Source organism: Pseudomonas sp. CM27, from assembly GCF_013179515.1.
In the GTDB taxonomy this organism is placed as follows: Bacteria; Pseudomonadota; Gammaproteobacteria; order Pseudomonadales; family Pseudomonadaceae; genus Aquipseudomonas.
This window is the reverse complement of record NZ_JABMCN010000147.1, coordinates 1-14,765: the sequence shown is the minus strand read 5'-3', so window position 1 is coordinate 14,765 and position 14,765 is coordinate 1. Positions and strand designations below refer to the sequence as shown.

The 14,765-nt window shown below is 62.6% G+C and carries 18 protein-coding genes and 1 pseudogene; 18 read left to right on the top strand and 1 reads right to left on the bottom strand.

Annotated features, from left to right (window positions below):
* A pseudogene (locus HP547_RS18260) lies at positions 1-156 on the top strand (S49 family peptidase); the annotation flags it as partial.
* Positions 157-245: 89 nt separating this feature from the next.
* On the opposite strand, the gene HP547_RS18255 reads toward HP547_RS18260, so the two are convergent.
* Positions 246-824 carry a nucleoside triphosphate pyrophosphatase gene (locus HP547_RS18255; protein WP_172232202.1) on the bottom strand — a complete coding sequence of 193 codons (579 nt, stop codon included), beginning with the start codon at positions 822-824 and terminating at the stop codon, positions 246-248.
* A 96-nt stretch (positions 825-920) separates the two neighbouring features.
* Here HP547_RS18255 and HP547_RS18250 point away from each other — a divergent pair, with 96 nt between their 5' ends.
* From HP547_RS18250 to HP547_RS18170, 17 genes are all read left to right on the top strand, one after another.
* A complete protein-coding gene (locus HP547_RS18250; protein WP_172232200.1) occupies positions 921-1,448 on the top strand; it encodes a YceD family protein in 528 nt (175 codons plus the stop codon).
* A 13-nt stretch (positions 1,449-1,461) separates the two neighbouring features.
* Positions 1,462-1,644, top strand: coding sequence for a 50S ribosomal protein L32 (gene rpmF / locus HP547_RS18245; protein WP_003247154.1), 183 nt, complete (start codon positions 1,462-1,464; stop codon positions 1,642-1,644).
* A gap of 3 nt (positions 1,645-1,647) precedes the next feature.
* Positions 1,648-2,658 (top strand): phosphate acyltransferase PlsX, encoded by a 1,011-nt coding sequence (gene plsX / locus HP547_RS18240; protein WP_172287012.1) that lies wholly within the window; start codon positions 1,648-1,650, stop codon positions 2,656-2,658.
* Positions 2,659-2,853: 195 nt separating this feature from the next.
* Positions 2,854-3,792 carry an ACP S-malonyltransferase gene (fabD, locus tag HP547_RS18235; protein ID WP_172287011.1) on the top strand — a complete coding sequence of 313 codons (939 nt, stop codon included), beginning with the start codon at positions 2,854-2,856 and terminating at the stop codon, positions 3,790-3,792.
* A gap of 15 nt (positions 3,793-3,807) precedes the next feature.
* On the top strand, positions 3,808-4,548 hold the full coding sequence (gene fabG, locus HP547_RS18230) for a 3-oxoacyl-ACP reductase FabG (protein WP_172287010.1): 741 nt from the start codon (positions 3,808-3,810) through the stop codon (positions 4,546-4,548).
* A gap of 203 nt (positions 4,549-4,751) precedes the next feature.
* On the top strand, positions 4,752-4,988 hold the full coding sequence (gene acpP / locus HP547_RS18225; protein WP_008096410.1) for an acyl carrier protein: 237 nt from the start codon (positions 4,752-4,754) through the stop codon (positions 4,986-4,988).
* 189 nt (positions 4,989-5,177) lie between these two features.
* Positions 5,178-6,422 carry a beta-ketoacyl-ACP synthase II gene (fabF, locus tag HP547_RS18220; RefSeq protein ID WP_172229535.1) on the top strand — a complete coding sequence of 415 codons (1,245 nt, stop codon included), beginning with the start codon at positions 5,178-5,180 and terminating at the stop codon, positions 6,420-6,422.
* A complete protein-coding gene (pabC, locus tag HP547_RS18215; RefSeq protein WP_172287009.1) occupies positions 6,422-7,237 on the top strand; it encodes an aminodeoxychorismate lyase in 816 nt (271 codons plus the stop codon). Before fabF ends, pabC begins: the two co-directional genes overlap by 1 nt.
* A gap of 4 nt (positions 7,238-7,241) precedes the next feature.
* Complete coding sequence (gene mltG, locus HP547_RS18210; RefSeq protein ID WP_172229532.1) at positions 7,242-8,435, top strand: endolytic transglycosylase MltG; 1,194 nt, start codon at positions 7,242-7,244, stop codon at positions 8,433-8,435.
* Positions 8,436-8,444: 9 nt separating this feature from the next.
* Positions 8,445-9,077: a dTMP kinase gene (gene tmk / locus HP547_RS18205; RefSeq protein WP_172287008.1), complete on the top strand. Its 633-nt coding sequence runs from the start codon at positions 8,445-8,447 to the stop codon at positions 9,075-9,077.
* Positions 9,070-10,056 carry a DNA polymerase III subunit delta' gene (locus HP547_RS18200; RefSeq protein ID WP_172287007.1) on the top strand — a complete coding sequence of 329 codons (987 nt, stop codon included), beginning with the start codon at positions 9,070-9,072 and terminating at the stop codon, positions 10,054-10,056. Before tmk ends, HP547_RS18200 begins: the two co-directional genes overlap by 8 nt.
* A gap of 31 nt (positions 10,057-10,087) precedes the next feature.
* A complete protein-coding gene (locus tag HP547_RS18195; protein ID WP_172229526.1) occupies positions 10,088-10,870 on the top strand; it encodes a TatD family hydrolase in 783 nt (260 codons plus the stop codon).
* Positions 10,871-11,211: 341 nt separating this feature from the next.
* Positions 11,212-11,847, top strand: coding sequence for a TetR/AcrR family transcriptional regulator (locus HP547_RS18190; protein WP_014591919.1), 636 nt, complete (start codon positions 11,212-11,214; stop codon positions 11,845-11,847).
* A gap of 97 nt (positions 11,848-11,944) precedes the next feature.
* A complete protein-coding gene (locus HP547_RS18185) occupies positions 11,945-12,913 on the top strand; it encodes a GTP 3',8-cyclase MoaA (RefSeq protein ID WP_172287006.1) in 969 nt (322 codons plus the stop codon).
* Positions 12,914-12,979: 66 nt separating this feature from the next.
* A complete protein-coding gene (locus tag HP547_RS18180) occupies positions 12,980-13,585 on the top strand; it encodes a DUF4823 domain-containing protein (protein ID WP_172231480.1) in 606 nt (201 codons plus the stop codon).
* A 10-nt stretch (positions 13,586-13,595) separates the two neighbouring features.
* A complete protein-coding gene (locus tag HP547_RS18175) occupies positions 13,596-14,156 on the top strand; it encodes a DUF1285 domain-containing protein (RefSeq protein ID WP_172287005.1) in 561 nt (186 codons plus the stop codon).
* A gap of 106 nt (positions 14,157-14,262) precedes the next feature.
* A complete protein-coding gene (locus HP547_RS18170) occupies positions 14,263-14,679 on the top strand; it encodes a cupin domain-containing protein (RefSeq protein WP_172231474.1) in 417 nt (138 codons plus the stop codon).
* Positions 14,680-14,765 lie beyond the last annotated feature (86 nt).

Below are 14,765 nucleotides of genomic sequence, written 5' to 3'. Positions count from 1 at the left end.
GCCAGCTATGTGGCGCGTGAGATCGTTGGCGAGAAGGAGTTGGTGGACTTCACTGTGCAGGAATCGCCGTTTGATCGGTTTTCCAAGCGCGTGGGGGCCGGCGTGGCTGAGCACCTGGCGATGTGGATGGGGTTCCAGGGGCCGCAGTTGCGCTGAAGTTCGTCACGCATTTTGTGGTGTTTCTGAGATCGAGCGCCGCCCGCGCGGCGCTCGATTTCCCAGGCGCCACAACCCTCAAGCCAGGCTCAAGGAACCACCACCCCTTCCTTGGTCAACATATCCACCAGCCGAATCAATGGCAGGCCGATCAGGCTGGTCGCATCGCAACCATGGGTGCTCTTGAACAAACTCACCCCCAACCCCTCGGCCTTGAAGCTCCCGGCGCAATCCAGTGGCTGTTCCGCCGTCACATACCGCTCGATCCGCTCCCGGTCCAGCTCGCGCAGGGTCACGGTAAACGGTACGCAGTCCACCTGGCACTGCCCGGTGGCGCTGTTCAGCAATGCCAGTCCGGTCAGAAAGCTCACCTGCTGCCCGCTGCACTCCAGCAACTGCTCGCACGCCCGGTCGAACGTCTGGGGCTTGCCGAGCACCTGTTCGCCCAGTACCGCCACCTGGTCCGAGCCGATGATCAGGTGCCCGGGATGGCTGCCTGCCAATGCCTCGGCTTTCTGCCTGGCCAGCCGGCGCACCAGGTCCACTGCCGGCTCGTCAGCGAGGCGCTGCTCGTCTATATCGGGGCTTGCCCAGGTGAAGGGCAGGCGCAGGCGTGCGAGCAGTTCACGGCGATAGGCAGAGCTGGAAGCCAGTAACAGAGGAAGCATGGTAGACTCCTGAATCAGTTGAACTAATTCTATCACGCACGATGCCGCCTAATTTCCTTTGACAGGGGCGGGGGGCATCCCTAGAATGCTGCGCCTATGTTGAATGACCCGATTCCACCTCACGTTGACCCGCGCAAATTAGCCGATCGTGGCGTAACCCTTAACGGTTCGCTGCAACTCGCTGATTTGGAAAGACTCTGCGACCCGCTTTCCGACAATGTCGGTACGGTGCAGGCGAAGTTCGATTTTGAACGAGATGAACAGCACGTGGTGGTTATCCACACCGAGCTGGACATCGAAGTCAAAATGGTTTGCCAGCGTTGTCTTGAGCTGGTCACCCTGCCAATCCACAGCGAATGTACTTACGCCGTGGTGAAGGAGGGTGCGAATACCCAGTCGTTGCCGAAAGGCTATGACGTGCTGGAACTGGGCGAAGATCCTTTGGATCTGCAGTCACTGGTCGAGGAGGAGCTTCTGCTCGCCTTGCCCATCGTGCCTGCTCATCATCCGGAAGAATGCCAGCAGCCGGCGGGCGCAGACGAGCCCGATTCGAGCAAGGACGAGGTATCGCGGTCCAACCCGTTCAGTGTTTTGGCGCAGTTAAAGCGTGACCCAAACGTTTAGGAGTTAATCAATTATGGCTGTTCAGCAGAACAAAAAATCCCGCTCTGCCCGTGACATGCGCCGTTCGCACGACGCCCTGTCGGAAAACGCGCTGTCGGTAGAGAAAACCACTGGTGAAGTTCACCTGCGTCACCACGTTTCGCCAGAAGGCGTATACCGTGGTCGCAAAGTGGTCGACAAGGGCGCTGACGAGTAATCCTTGTCCGCTCAGATCATCGCGATCGACGCAATGGGCGGGGACTTCGGTCCCCGCAGCATTGTCCAGGCTAGCATTGCCTGCCTTTCGGCTACTCCCTCGCTGCACCTGACCCTCGTCGGTCAACCCTCCCTCCTTGAAGATCTTGTCAGCGGCCTTGCGGCTGCAGATCGCGCGCGCCTGCAAATTGTGGCGGCCAGCGAGGTGATCGGCATGGACGAGCGGCCATCCCAGGCATTGCGGGGCAAGCCGGATTCGTCGATGCGCATTGCCCTCGAACTGGTGCGTGACGGCAAGGCCCAGGCCTGCGTCAGTGCCGGCAATACCGGTGCGCTGATGGCGCTCTCGCGTTTCGTGCTCAAGACGTTGCCGGGTATTGATCGGCCAGCCATGGTGGCGGCGATCCCGACCCAGGCGGGCTACTGCCAGCTGCTTGATCTGGGCGCCAATGTCGACTGCAGCGCCGAGAACCTCTACCAGTTCGCCGTGATGGGCTCGGTGGCCGCCCAGGCCCTGGGGGTGCACCGTCCGCGTGTGGCGCTGCTCAATATCGGTACCGAAGACATCAAGGGCAATCAGCAGGTCAAGCTGGCGGCCAGCCTGTTGCAGCATGCGCGGGGCCTTAATTATGTAGGCTTCGTGGAAGGTGACGGGTTGTATCGCGGTGAGGCTGACGTGGTGGTCTGCGACGGGTTCGTCGGCAATATCCTGCTCAAATCCAGCGAGGGGTTGGCGACGATGATCGGTGCGCGTATCGAGCGGTTGTTCAAGGGTGGCCTTTTGTCGCGGGCGGCGGGGGCGGTGGCCATGCCGTTGCTCAAGCGCCTGCAGGCCGACCTGGCACCGGCGCGACACAATGGCGCGAGCTTCCTTGGCTTGCAGGGTATCGTTATAAAGAGTCATGGCTCGGCTGGCGTGCAGGGCTTTCAGAGTGCCATCCAGCGGGCGCTGATCGAAATTCAGGAAAACTTGCCGCAGCGCCTGCATGGGCGGCTGGAAGACCTGTTGTTGTGATCTGTACGGCCGCTGTGGGAGCGGGTTTACCCGCGAGAGGGCCGTGGCTGAAGGAACAAAGACCTTAGGCAGAATCCCGATGAAGTGCTTAAATGTGACCGCTTGGTCCGTGTCTTCATCCAAGCTTTCAGATTCCGCGCCTGGCCGAGCGCCCGGCGCACCCTATCCGACGACAAGATCATAAGGGCTTGTTCAATGTCTGCATCTCTCGCATTCGTCTTTCCCGGTCAAGGTTCCCAGTCGCTGGGCATGCTCGCCGAGCTCGGCGCCGAGAAGCCAGTGATCATCGAAACCTTCAAGGAGGCTTCCGCGGCACTGGGTTACGACCTGTGGCAGCTGGTCCAGGAAGGCCCGGAAGAACAACTCAACCAGACCGACAAGACCCAGCCGGCCATCCTCACCGCGTCCATCGCGCTGTGGCGCCTGTGGCTGGAGGAGGGCGGCGCGCAGCCGGCCTTCGTTTCCGGTCACAGCCTGGGTGAGTACAGCGCCTTGGTCGCTGCTGGCAGCATCAGCCTGAAGGACGCCGTTCGCCTGGTCGAGCGTCGCGGTCAGCTGATGCAGGAAGCCGTGCCTGCCGGGCACGGCGCCATGGCCGCCATTCTCGGCCTGGATGACGCTGTAGTCGTGGAGATTTGCGCCGAAGCGGCCGAAGACCAGGTGGTCAGCGCTGTCAACTTCAACTCGCCAGGTCAGGTGGTCATCGCCGGTAACAAGGCCGCGGTGGAGCGCGCCATGGAGCTGTGCAAAGCCAAAGGCGCCAAACGCGCCTTGCCGCTGCCAGTAAGCGTACCTTCGCACTGTGCCCTGATGAAGCCGGCAGCCGATCGTTTCGCCGATGAAGTCAACGCCATCGATTGGAAGGCTCCGCAGATTCCGGTGGTGCAGAACGTAACTGCTGCTATCGCAGCCGACCTCGATACGCTGAAAAAAGACCTGCTGGCCCAGTTGTATCAGCCGGTACGCTGGGTCGAGTGCGTGCAGACCCTGGCTGCCAACGGTGCGGTCAACCTGGTCGAGTGCGGCCCGGGCAAGGTTCTGGCTGGCCTGAACAAGCGTTGCGCCGAGGGCGTAACCACCTACAACCTCAACACCCCTGACGCCGTTGCCGCCACCCGCGCGGCTCTGGCCTGATTTGGAGAAGCTTGCATGAGCCTGCAAGGTAAAGTTGCACTGGTCACCGGCGCCAGCCGTGGCATTGGCCAGGCCATCGCCCTCGAGCTGGGCCGCCAGGGCGCGACCGTGATCGGCACCGCTACTTCGGCATCTGGCGCCGAACGCATCGCTGCCACCCTGAAGGAGCACGGCATTGTCGGCACCGGCATGGAACTGAATGTCACCAGCGCCGAGTCCGTAGAAGCTGTGCTGGGCGCCATTGGCGAGCAGTTCGGTGCTCCGGCGATCCTGGTCAACAACGCCGGCATCACCCGTGACAACCTCATGCTGCGCATGAAGGACGACGAGTGGTTCGACGTGATCGACACCAACCTGAACAGCCTCTACCGTTTGTCCAAGGGCGTGCTGCGTGGCATGACCAAGGCACGTTGGGGTCGTATCATCAGCATCGGCTCGGTCGTTGGTGCCATGGGTAACGCCGGTCAGGCCAACTACGCTGCCGCCAAGGCCGGCCTGGAAGGCTTCAGTCGCGCCCTGGCGCGTGAAGTGGGCTCGCGTGGCATTACCGTCAATTCGGTAACCCCGGGCTTCATCGACACCGACATGACGCGCGAACTGCCAGAAGCGCAGCGCGAGGCCCTGCAAACCCAGATCCCGCTGGGCCGCCTGGGCCAGGCTGATGAAATCGCCAAGGTGGTTTCGTTCCTGGCCTCCGACGGCGCAGCCTACGTAACCGGTGCTACTGTGCCGGTCAACGGCGGGATGTACATGTAACACTGCAACTCAATGTGACGGATTTCGTAAAAAAAGAGTCATACTGCGAGCCTAAAATCCGTTATAAAGCTGCAACCAGATTCCAGGCAGCGGGTAGGGTGGCCAGTTTTAAGGTGCGTTTAGCTTGAAAAGCAAACGTGTTTCTATAAAATTAGCCACCGGCCAGCTGCCTGACATATGTCCATTAGGAGTGAAAACTAGGTATGAGCACCATCGAAGAACGCGTCAAGAAAATCGTCGCCGAGCAACTGGGCGTCAAGGAAGAGGAAGTGACCAACGAGAAGTCCTTCGTCGACGACCTGGGTGCCGATTCGCTTGACACCGTTGAGCTGGTGATGGCTCTGGAAGAGGAATTCGAGACCGAAATCCCTGACGAAGAAGCCGAGAAGATCACTACCGTTCAAGCTGCCATCGACTACGTCAACAGCCACAAGGCCTAAGACGCTGTAGTCGACGCTTCTTGTCGGGAAAAACCGCACTGCCTTTGCCGGCGTGCGGTTTTTTCTTTGCGAGCGTCCTGCTTCGTTTGTCGGGGTCTCGATCCCCGAGCGTCGAGAGCTTGTTGCCATTTCATTCCGTTGCGTTGAATGCAATGGCAAGAAACTCTGTCATTAGAAAAGGAGAGTACTGTGTCGCGTAGACGCGTCGTGGTCACCGGTATGGGTATGCTGTCGCCACTGGGTACAGATGTACCGAGCACCTGGCAGGGCATTCTGGCTGGCCGCAGTGGCATTGGTTCGATCGAACACACGGACCTGTCTGCCTACTCCACCCGTTTTGGCGGCTCGGTGAAAGGCTTCGAGGTCGAGCAATACCTGTCGGCCAAAGAGGCTCGCAAGCTCGACCTGTTCATTCAGTACGGCCTGGCGGCCGGTTTCCAGGCCGTGCGTAATGCGGGCCTGGAGGTCACCGACGCCAACCGCGAGCGCATCGGCGTGGCCATGGGCTCGGGTATCGGCGGCCTGACCAACATCGAGGAAACCAGCCGCACCCTGCACGATTCGGGGCCGCGGCGTATTTCGCCGTTCTTCGTGCCGGGCTCGATCATCAACATGATCTCCGGTTTCCTGTCGATCCACCTGGGTCTGCAGGGGCCGAACTACGCCATTGCCACCGCCTGCACCACGGGCACCCACTGCATCGGCATGGCCGCGCGCAACATCGCCTACGGTGAAGCGGACGTGATGATCGCCGGTGGCGCCGAGATGGCCGCCTGCGGCCTCGGCATGGGCGGTTTTGGGGCCTCACGCGCATTGTCCACCCGCAATGACGAGCCAAGCCGGGCCAGCCGCCCGTGGGACAAGGGCCGTGACGGTTTTGTGCTGTCCGACGGTGCCGGCGCCCTGGTGCTCGAAGAGCTGGAGCACGCCAAGGCCCGCGGCGCGACCATCTATGCCGAGCTGGTCGGTTTCGGCATGAGCGGCGATGCCTATCACATGACCTCGCCACCCGACACCGGTGAAGGCGCTGCCCGCTGCATGACCAATGCCTTGCGTGATGCCGGTATTCAGCCAGAGCAGGTCAGCTACATCAACGCCCACGGCACCTCGACCCCCGCGGGCGATGTCGCTGAAGTGGCGGCGATCAAGCGCGTGTTCGGCGAGCATGCCTACAAGCTGGCGGTCAGCTCGACCAAGTCGATGACCGGTCACCTGCTGGGCGCCGCCGGTGCGGTAGAGGCGATTTTCAGCGTGCTGGCGATCAACAGCCAGATGGCACCGCCCACCATCAACCTGGACGAGCCGGACGAAGGCTGCGACCTCGACTTCGTGCCGCACCAGGCGCGGAGCATGCCGATCGACGTGGTGTTGTCCAATTCGTTCGGCTTTGGTGGCACCAACGGCTCGCTGGTGTTCCGCCGGTTCGCCGGTTGATGCAAAGCTGGATCGACGGCCAGCCGGCTGCTGCAGTCAACCTGCAGAACCGCGGGCTGGCCTACGGCGATGGGCTGTTCGAGACCATCGCCGTGCGTGGCGGCCGGCCCAGCCTGCTGGACGGCCACTGTGCACGCCTGGCGCTGGGCTGCCAGCGCCTGGCAATCAGCGTCGACCTGGCGCTGATGCGCGACGAACTGATGCGTTATGCCGGCCAGCTGGGTAACGGCGTAGCCAAACTGATCCTTACTCGTGGCGACAGCCAGCGTGGCTATGCCCCGGCTGCGACGGCCGCGCCGCGGCGTATCCTGCAGGGCAGCCCGTTGCCCAGCTATCCTGTGGAGCATGCCGAACACGGCGTGCGGCTGTTCCCCTGCCAGACCCGGCTTGGGGAACAACCCCTGCTGGCCGGCCTCAAACACCTCAACCGCCTGGAGCAGGTGCTGGCCCGCGCCGAATGGCAGGACAGCGAGCATGCCGAAGGCCTGATGCGTGACGGGCAGGGCAGGGTGATCGAAGGGGTGTACAGCAACTTGTTCACGGTCCGCGATGGTGTGCTGTTAACCGCCGACCTCCACCGCTGCGGTGTGGCCGGGGTCATGCGCGCGGCGTTGCTGGAACAGGCTGCGCTGCTGGGTATCCCGGTACAGGTTTGCGATTTGCCTTTCGATGCGCTGGAGCAGGCTGATGAAGTATTCGTTTGCAATAGCGTGTACGGCATCTGGCCCGTGCGTGGCGTAGCCGCGCTAAACTGGTCGCCGGGCCCGCTCACCCGTAAACTGCAGGCCGTTGCCCGTACGTTACTGGAAAACTGAATTCGTGAGACGCAAACTCCTGCTGTTGCTGGAAATGAGCTTGATCCTCGCCGGCCTGGCGCTTGGCTGGTCGGCGTGGAAGATCAACTCGGTCCTGGAGCAGCCCCTGCACGTAACGCAGGAACGCCTGCTTGACGTGCCCAATGGCACCAACCCCAACCGCATGTTCTACCGCATGCAGGCGGAGGGGTTGCTCGATGATGCCGTCTGGTTGCGCTTGTACTGGCGCTTCAACATGGCGGGTACCCCCCTGCACACCGGTGAATACCGCCTGACCCCGGGCATGACTGTCGAGCAGCTGTTCGATGCCTGGCGCCGTGCCGACGTGGTGCAGTACAACCTGACCTTGGTCGAAGGCTGGACCTTCCGACAGGTGCGCTCGGCCGTGGCCAGGCACGAAAAGATCAAGCACACCCTGGAAGGCCTGTCGGACACCGAGGTAATGGACAAGCTCGGCCATGCCGGCGTGTTCCCCGAGGGTCGGTTCTTCCCGGATACCTATCGCTTCGTGCGCGGCATGAGCGATGTCGAGTTGCTCCAGCAGGCCTACATGCGCCTGGATGAAGTGCTGGCCAAGGAATGGGCCGCACGCACCACCGACCTGCCGTACCGCGACCCGTATCAGGCGCTGATCATGGCCTCGCTGGTGGAAAAGGAGACAGGCATCCCTCAGGAGCGTGGGCAGATCGCCGGCGTCTTCGTGCGGCGCCTGCGCCTGGGCATGATGCTGCAGACCGACCCGACTGTGATCTACGGCATGGGTGAGCGCTATAACGGCAAGATCACCCGCGCCGACCTGCGCGAGCCGACGCCCTATAACACCTACACCATCACTGGCCTGCCGCCGACGCCGATCGCGATGGTCGGTCGCGAAGCGATTCACGCAGCCCTCAACCCGTCGGACGGCACCAGCCTGTACTTCGTCGCCCGTGGCGATGGCAGCCATGTGTTCTCCGACGACCTTGACGATCACAACTCGGCGGTGCGCGAGTTCCAGCTCAAGCGCCGGTCGGACTACCGTTCCAGCCCCGCGCCGCAGTCTGAGTCGCAGCCGGGTATTGATGAAGCCGCGCCGCCTGAAGCACCGCCGGCGGATGAGCCGGACGCGGAGCCAGCGCCCGATGCGCCACCTGCGCAGGATGCCCCTGCCGGGGGCGCGCAAGCGGCCGAACGGCCGACGCCCGACGAACAACCTTAAGGACTGCCTGTGAGCGGCTTGTTTATTACCCTGGAAGGCCCCGAAGGCGCGGGCAAAAGCACCAATCGTGATTACCTGGCCGCACGCCTGCGCGAGCATGGCCTGGACGTGGTGCTGACCCGTGAGCCTGGCGGCACGCCATTGGCCGAGAAGGTCCGTGAACTGCTGTTGGCCCCCAGCGATGAGAGCATGGCGGCCGACACTGAGCTGCTTCTGGTGTTCGCGGCGCGTGCCCAGCACCTTGCTCAGGTGATTCGTCCAGCCCTGGATCGCGGGGCTATCGTTTTGTGTGACCGCTTTACCGATGCCACCTATGCCTACCAGGGCGGTGGTCGCGGTTTGTCGGTCGAGCGCATCGCGACCCTGGAGCAATTCGTCCAGGGCGACCTGCGCCCGGACCTGACCCTGGTCTTTGACCTGCCCGTCGAAGTGGGCCTGGCCCGGGCCGCCGCCCGTGGCCGCCTGGACCGTTTCGAGCAGGAAGGCCAGGGCTTCTTCGAAGCCGTGCGCGACGCTTACCTGCAGCGCGCCCGGCGCGAGCCGCAGCGCTACAGCCTGCTGGATGCCGCACAATCCCTCGAGGCTGTGCAGCGTGCCATCGACGCCCTGTTGCCAAGTATCCTGGAACGTTGCCGTGGCTGAGGCCTATCCATGGCAGCAGGCGCTGTGGTCACAGCTGGCCGGCCGCAGCCAGCACGCGCACGCCTACCTGCTGCATGGCCCGCAAGGTATCGGCAAGCGAGCGCTGGCCGAGCGGCTCATGGCCCGCCTGCTGTGCCAGCAACCGCAGGGCCTGGACGCTTGTGGCGGGTGCAAGTCGTGCCTGTTGCTCAGGGCCGGCAGCCACCCGGACAACTTCGTCCTTGAGCCAGAAGAAGCCGATAAGCCGATCAAGGTCGACCAAGTGCGCGACCTGGTGGCCTTCGTGGTGCAGACCGCGCAGCAGGGCGGGCGCAAGGTGGTATTGATCGAGCCGGTGGAGGCGATGAACGTCAACGCCTCCAATGCACTGCTCAAAAGCCTTGAGGAGCCTTCCGGCGATACTGTGCTGCTGCTGGTCACCCATCAGCCCAGCCGCCTGTTGCCGACCCTCAAGAGCCGCTGTCAGCAGGTAGCCTGTCCGCAGCCCAGCCTGACTCAGAGCCGGGCGTGGCTTGCCGGGGCCCTGCCTGACAGCGATGAGGCCGAGCGTGACGAGCTGCTGACCCTGGCTGCCGGGTCGCCACTGATGGCGGTCAGCTTGCAGGCGCAAGGCGTGCGCGAGCAGCGTGCGCTGGTCGCCGACGGGGTGAAGAAGCTGCTCAAGCAGCAGCAATCGCCCAGTCAGCTCGCCGATGCCTGGAGCGGTGTGCCGTTGTTGCTGCTGTTCGACTGGTTCTGCGACTGGGCGCACCTGGTCCTGCGCTATCAGTTGACCCAGGACGAGGAAGGTTTAGGCTTGGCCGATATGCGCAAGGTGGTTCAATACCTTGCGCAAAAAAGCCCCCAGGCCAAGGTACTGGAAGTGCAGGCGTGGATCCTGGAGCAGCGCCAGAAGGTGCTGGGCAAGGCCAACCTCAACCGTGTCCTGTTGCTTGAATCGCTGCTGGCGCACTGGCTGCAATTGCCGGGCGCCCGCTGATTTTCCTTTTCTTCATGTGTGCCGTTATCCCATGCTCGTAGATTCCCATTGCCACCTCGACCGTCTTGACCTCAGTGCCCACCAGGGGTCGCTCGATGCCGCCCTGCAGGCAGCGCGTGAGCGCGGGGTCGGGCATTTTCTGTGTATCGGCGTCAGTGCCGAGAACGCTGGCGCGGTGAAGGCGCTGAGCGAGCAGTACGCTGATGTCGATTGCTCGGTGGGTGTGCACCCGCTGGACCTGGCGCCAGGCGAAACCCCGGCGCTGGAGTGGCTGCTGCGCGAGCTGGCCCACCCGCATGTGGTGGCGATTGGTGAAACCGGGCTGGACTACCATTACGAGCCGGAGGCAGCCGAGCTGCAGCAGGCGTCGTTCCGCTTGCACCTGGAGGCGTCGCGACAAACGGGCAAGCCGGTGATCGTGCATACCCGGGCGGCCAGGGCCGACACTCTGGCGCTGTTGCGTGAGGCCAGCCTGCCCCAGGCGGGCGTGCTGCACTGCTTTACCGAGGATTGGGAAATGGCCAAGGCGGCGCTGGACCTGGGGTATTACATCTCGCTGTCCGGCATTGTGACGTTCCGCAATGCCGATGCCCTGCGTGAAGTGGCGCGGCAAGTGCCGGTTGACCGCTTGCTGGTGGAAACGGATTCGCCGTATCTGGCGCCTATTCCGCATCGGGGCAAGCCGAATCTGCCGCAGTATGTACGGGACGTGGCGGAGTATGTGGCTTCGTTGCGGGGGGCCAGCTACGAGCAACTGGCGGAGCAGACCACTGCCAACTTCAAGCGGTTGTTCCCGTTGGCGCGGGTGCGCTGATTCGCAGCCCGTGCGCAAGCAAAAAAAAACCCGGGTTCTGGGGGGGGAATCCGGGTTAAGACCATTAGGAGTAAAACAAAGGTACGCGGTCCCTGAGCACCTTTATCAGCGCGCCACTCGGGGGGGATGCGTCGCGCCAACACTTCAAGTATTGGTCAGGTTTGGCGCAGTGCCAGTGTTTATTGATCGTTTTTTAAACAGATTTGGAATACGCCGAGCTTTCATTCCTCCTTCAGCGAATGGCCGTAAGCATCGTGAAACACTGCCGTGCGTGGATGATCCGTGCAATTTCCCGCAAGATAGGCATAATAAACCGCTTCGATTGTCATCCAGTCCTTCCCATGCAGAAAGAACCTCGTAAGGTCCGTGAATTTCGCCGCCGCGAACAGGAAATCCTCGACACCGCGCTCAAGCTGTTTCTCGAACAGGGTGAGGACAGTGTCACCGTCGAGATGATCGCCGACGCCGTGGGTATCGGCAAAGGCACGATCTACAAGCACTTCAAGTCCAAGGCGGAGATCTACCTGCGCCTGATGCTCGACTATGAGCGCGACCTGAACGAGCTGTTGCACTCGGCCGACGTCGACCGCGACAAGGAAGCCCTGTCGCGCGCCTACTTCGAGTTCCGCATGCGCGATCCGCAACGCTACCGGCTGTTCGACCGCCTTGAAGAAAAGGTGGTCAAGGGCAACCAGGTACCGGAAATGGTCGAGCAGTTGCACAGCATTCGTGCCTCCAACTTCGACCGCCTGACCCAGCTGATCAAGGGCCGTATCAGCGAAGGCAAGCTCGAAGACGTGCCACCGTATTTCCACTACTGCGCCGCCTGGGCGTTGGTGCATGGCGCCGTGGCGCTGTACCACTCGCCGTTCTGGAGCAATGTGCTGGAGGATCAGGAAGGCTTCTTCCAGTTCCTGATGGACATCGGTGTGCGTATGGGCAACAAGCGCAAGCGCGACCCTGAACCCTCGAGCTGACACCCCGACAACACTCGGCAATGTGCCCGGGGCTTGCAAAAACCTGATTTATGAGTCAGGTTTTGCCAGCCCCCCATCATCAGTGCCGGAGTCATCCATGATCGTCGATCGTCAAGGCAGGCGTTTTCGCAACCTGCGTGTCAGCCTGACGGCTGCCTGCAATTATGCCTGCACGTACTGCGTACCCGACGGCAAGCGCCTGGTAGCAGCACAGGACGAACTGTCCGCAGATGCCCTGGCTCGCGGCGTGGCCTACCTGATCGAAGCCGCCGGCATCGAACGCCTGCGCATCACCGGTGGCGAGCCTTTGGTCAGCCCGCGCCTGGATGCCTTCCTTGCCGCCGTGAGCAAGCTCGACCTCGACGATATCTCGCTGACCACCAATGGCCAGCTGCTGGCGCGCAAACTGCCGCAGCTGCAGGCAGCTGGTATTCGGCGCCTGAATGTGTCCCTCGATACCCTCGACCCCACGGCTTTCCGTACGATCGCCCGGGGCGGCGACCTGAGCAGCGTGCTGGCGGGCATGGAGCAGGCCAGTGCCTTGGGTATGCGGGTGAAAGTGAACATGGTGCTGATGCGCGGGCAAAACCTCGACCAGGTACTGCCGCTGCTGGATTATTGCCTTGAACGCGGCTTTGAGCTGCGCTTCATCGAGCTGATGCGCATGGGCCACCTGGCGCGTGACCGCAATGCCTTCCTGCAGCAGTTTGTCGGCCTTGATCAGCTGCTTGCACTGATCGGCGGCAAGCATGCCTATGCCCAGGTCGACGCGCCGCTGGACGCCACTGCCTTGCGTTATCAAGTCCCCGGCAAAGGCCACTTCGGTGTGATCGCCAACGAGAGCGTCCCGTTCTGCCGCACCTGCTCGCGGCTGCGCCTGTCGTCTACGGGGTGGCTGCATGGTTGCCTGTCGTCGGGCAACCGTCACTTCATCGGCGACCTTCTGGAAAAGCCCCGCCATCAGGCGCTGCCGGCCTTGCAGCGGTTGCTGGTCAAGGCGCTGGCAGACAAGCAGGACCTGGCGTTTGCCGGTGGCGTGACGGTGATGAAAGTGATCGGTGGCTGAAGCTGGCGCAAAAGCTGCATCCGCCGGCTATTCGCCGGTTTTTCGTCGCCGGCCACTGGAGGAAAGATGCGTAGCCTGGTCTTGCTGCTGGCGCTGATGGCGCTGGGCGGCTGCATGAATGTCAGCGATATGGGCGAGGGCGTCCGTTACCACATGAGCGATGCTGGTCTGCTGGACCACAGCGAGACCCGTCGCACGCTGTCGATCCGCCTGCAGCCCGATTCCTTCATCTTCATCGGTCAGGGTGCATTCGTCCCCCCAGGCAAAGGGCCGGTGCCACGGCAGAACGCGGTGGCCGATGAGGCCTTCAAGAGCTTCGTCGAGTACTTCCCGCTGGTGCGCCGCGCGCAAGGCCCGCTTGGCCTGGAAGAGGCCATTGCCCAGGCCCGCGCTGTGGGCGCCGACTATGTGCTGTACACTCGCTTCGCGCGCACCGACGACCGTATCGGCAATGGTGACGAGTGGTATGACGAACAGGCCGTCGACCGGTTGGGCTGGGACACCGGCGTGGTGCAGATGATGCTGATTGAAACCAACACCCGCTACCTGATAGATACCGCTCGTATCAAGAGCCGTGGCGGTTTGTTGACGTTCCACGACAACACGCCGCGGGATTTGCTTGCGGCGCCGATGCGCGAGTACGCTCGTAGCCTTCTGGGCATGAGTGAATGAGGCAAGCAAGATGAGCGATTCGGGCAAGGCCAATGACCTCCTGGCACAAATCCCCAAGGCCAAGGGCCTGCCGCCGGTGCATCTGTGGAACCCGGATTTTTGCGGTGATATCGACATGCGCATCGCCCGTGATGGCACCTGGTATTACCTGGGTACACCGATTGGGCGCAAGCCGATGGTGCGGCTGTTCTCGACGATCATGCGGCGCGACGGCGATGACTATTTCCTGATCACCCCGGTCGAGAAGGTCGGTATTCGCGTCGACGACGCGCCGTTCGTGGCGGTGGCGCTTGAAGTGCTGGGTGACGGTGAGCAACAAGTGTTGCGCTTCACCAGCAATGTCGAGGACCAGGTCGAGGCCGGGCCGGCCAACCCGCTGCGCGTGGTGACCGACCCGCTGACGCAGGAGCCATCGCCCTATGTGCTGATGCGCAGCAACCTTGAGGCGCTGATTCATCGCAATGTGTTCTACCAACTGGTGGAACTGGCGGTGCCGCAGGCGATAGCGGGGGAGGAATGGCTTGGCGTGTGGAGCCACGGCGTGTTCTATCCGATCGGGCGTAGCCACTAAGGGCCCGGAGTCTGCTCTGGCCTCCTGCTTTTACCCCGGATTGGCCATTTGCCTCTCGCTTCCCGGGGCCTAACCTGCAGGCAATCGCCATACAGGAGAAGCCCCCATGAAACCCGTAGCCCTCATCCTCTTCGGTCTGCTCGCCGCCCAGGCGCCTGTCTGGGCGCACGGCGACGTTGCCAGCCAGGTCAAGCTGCTGCAGCAACAGCAGCCCAGCAACGCCCCCGGCAAGAATGCCATCATGCTCACCGTCAGCTACGCACCTGGCGAGGCATCACCCGCGCATCAGCACCCGGGCGCGGTAATGGCCTACGTGCTTGAAGGCGCGGTGATATCGAAGCTGAACGGCGAGCCGGAGAAAACCTACAAAGCGGGCGATTACTGGTACGAGGCACCGGGTACCGTGCACAGCGTGTCGCGCAACGCCAGCGACACCCAGCCAGCCAAGCTGTTGGTCTGGAGCCTGGTAGAGGAGGGTAGCGAGGTCACATTGCCCTATCCGGCCTCAGGGGCTGCGCACTGAGCCTGGATCAACTCGCCAGTGACGCTCCGGCCTTCTTGCTCAAACGCCCGATGGGGAAGTCGAACCGGCTGTTAGGGGGGGGGGGG

Excerpts from the sequence above, each read along its gene's own strand:
- HP547_RS18175 (WP_172287005.1), top strand. The coding sequence starts at position 13,596 with ATGAGCGATTCGGGCAAGGCCAATGACCTCCTGGCACAAATCCCCAAG.
- HP547_RS18185 (WP_172287006.1), top strand. The coding sequence starts at position 11,945 with ATGATCGTCGATCGTCAAGGCAGGCGTTTTCGCAACCTGCGTGTCAGC.
- HP547_RS18190 (WP_014591919.1), top strand. The coding sequence starts at position 11,212 with ATGCAGAAAGAACCTCGTAAGGTCCGTGAATTTCGCCGCCGCGAACAG.
- HP547_RS18170 (WP_172231474.1), top strand. The coding sequence starts at position 14,263 with ATGAAACCCGTAGCCCTCATCCTCTTCGGTCTGCTCGCCGCCCAGGCG.
- rpmF (WP_003247154.1), top strand. The coding sequence starts at position 1,462 with ATGGCTGTTCAGCAGAACAAAAAATCCCGCTCTGCCCGTGACATGCGC.
- fabD (WP_172287011.1), top strand. The coding sequence starts at position 2,854 with ATGTCTGCATCTCTCGCATTCGTCTTTCCCGGTCAAGGTTCCCAGTCG.
- HP547_RS18250 (WP_172232200.1), top strand. The coding sequence starts at position 921 with ATGTTGAATGACCCGATTCCACCTCACGTTGACCCGCGCAAATTAGCC.
- HP547_RS18195 (WP_172229526.1), top strand. The coding sequence starts at position 10,088 with ATGCTCGTAGATTCCCATTGCCACCTCGACCGTCTTGACCTCAGTGCC.
- acpP (WP_008096410.1), top strand. The coding sequence starts at position 4,752 with ATGAGCACCATCGAAGAACGCGTCAAGAAAATCGTCGCCGAGCAACTG.
- HP547_RS18255 (WP_172232202.1), bottom strand. The coding sequence starts at position 824 with ATGCTTCCTCTGTTACTGGCTTCCAGCTCTGCCTATCGCCGTGAACTG.
- pabC (WP_172287009.1), top strand. The coding sequence starts at position 6,422 with ATGCAAAGCTGGATCGACGGCCAGCCGGCTGCTGCAGTCAACCTGCAG.
- HP547_RS18180 (WP_172231480.1), top strand. The coding sequence starts at position 12,980 with ATGCGTAGCCTGGTCTTGCTGCTGGCGCTGATGGCGCTGGGCGGCTGC.
- fabG (WP_172287010.1), top strand. The coding sequence starts at position 3,808 with ATGAGCCTGCAAGGTAAAGTTGCACTGGTCACCGGCGCCAGCCGTGGC.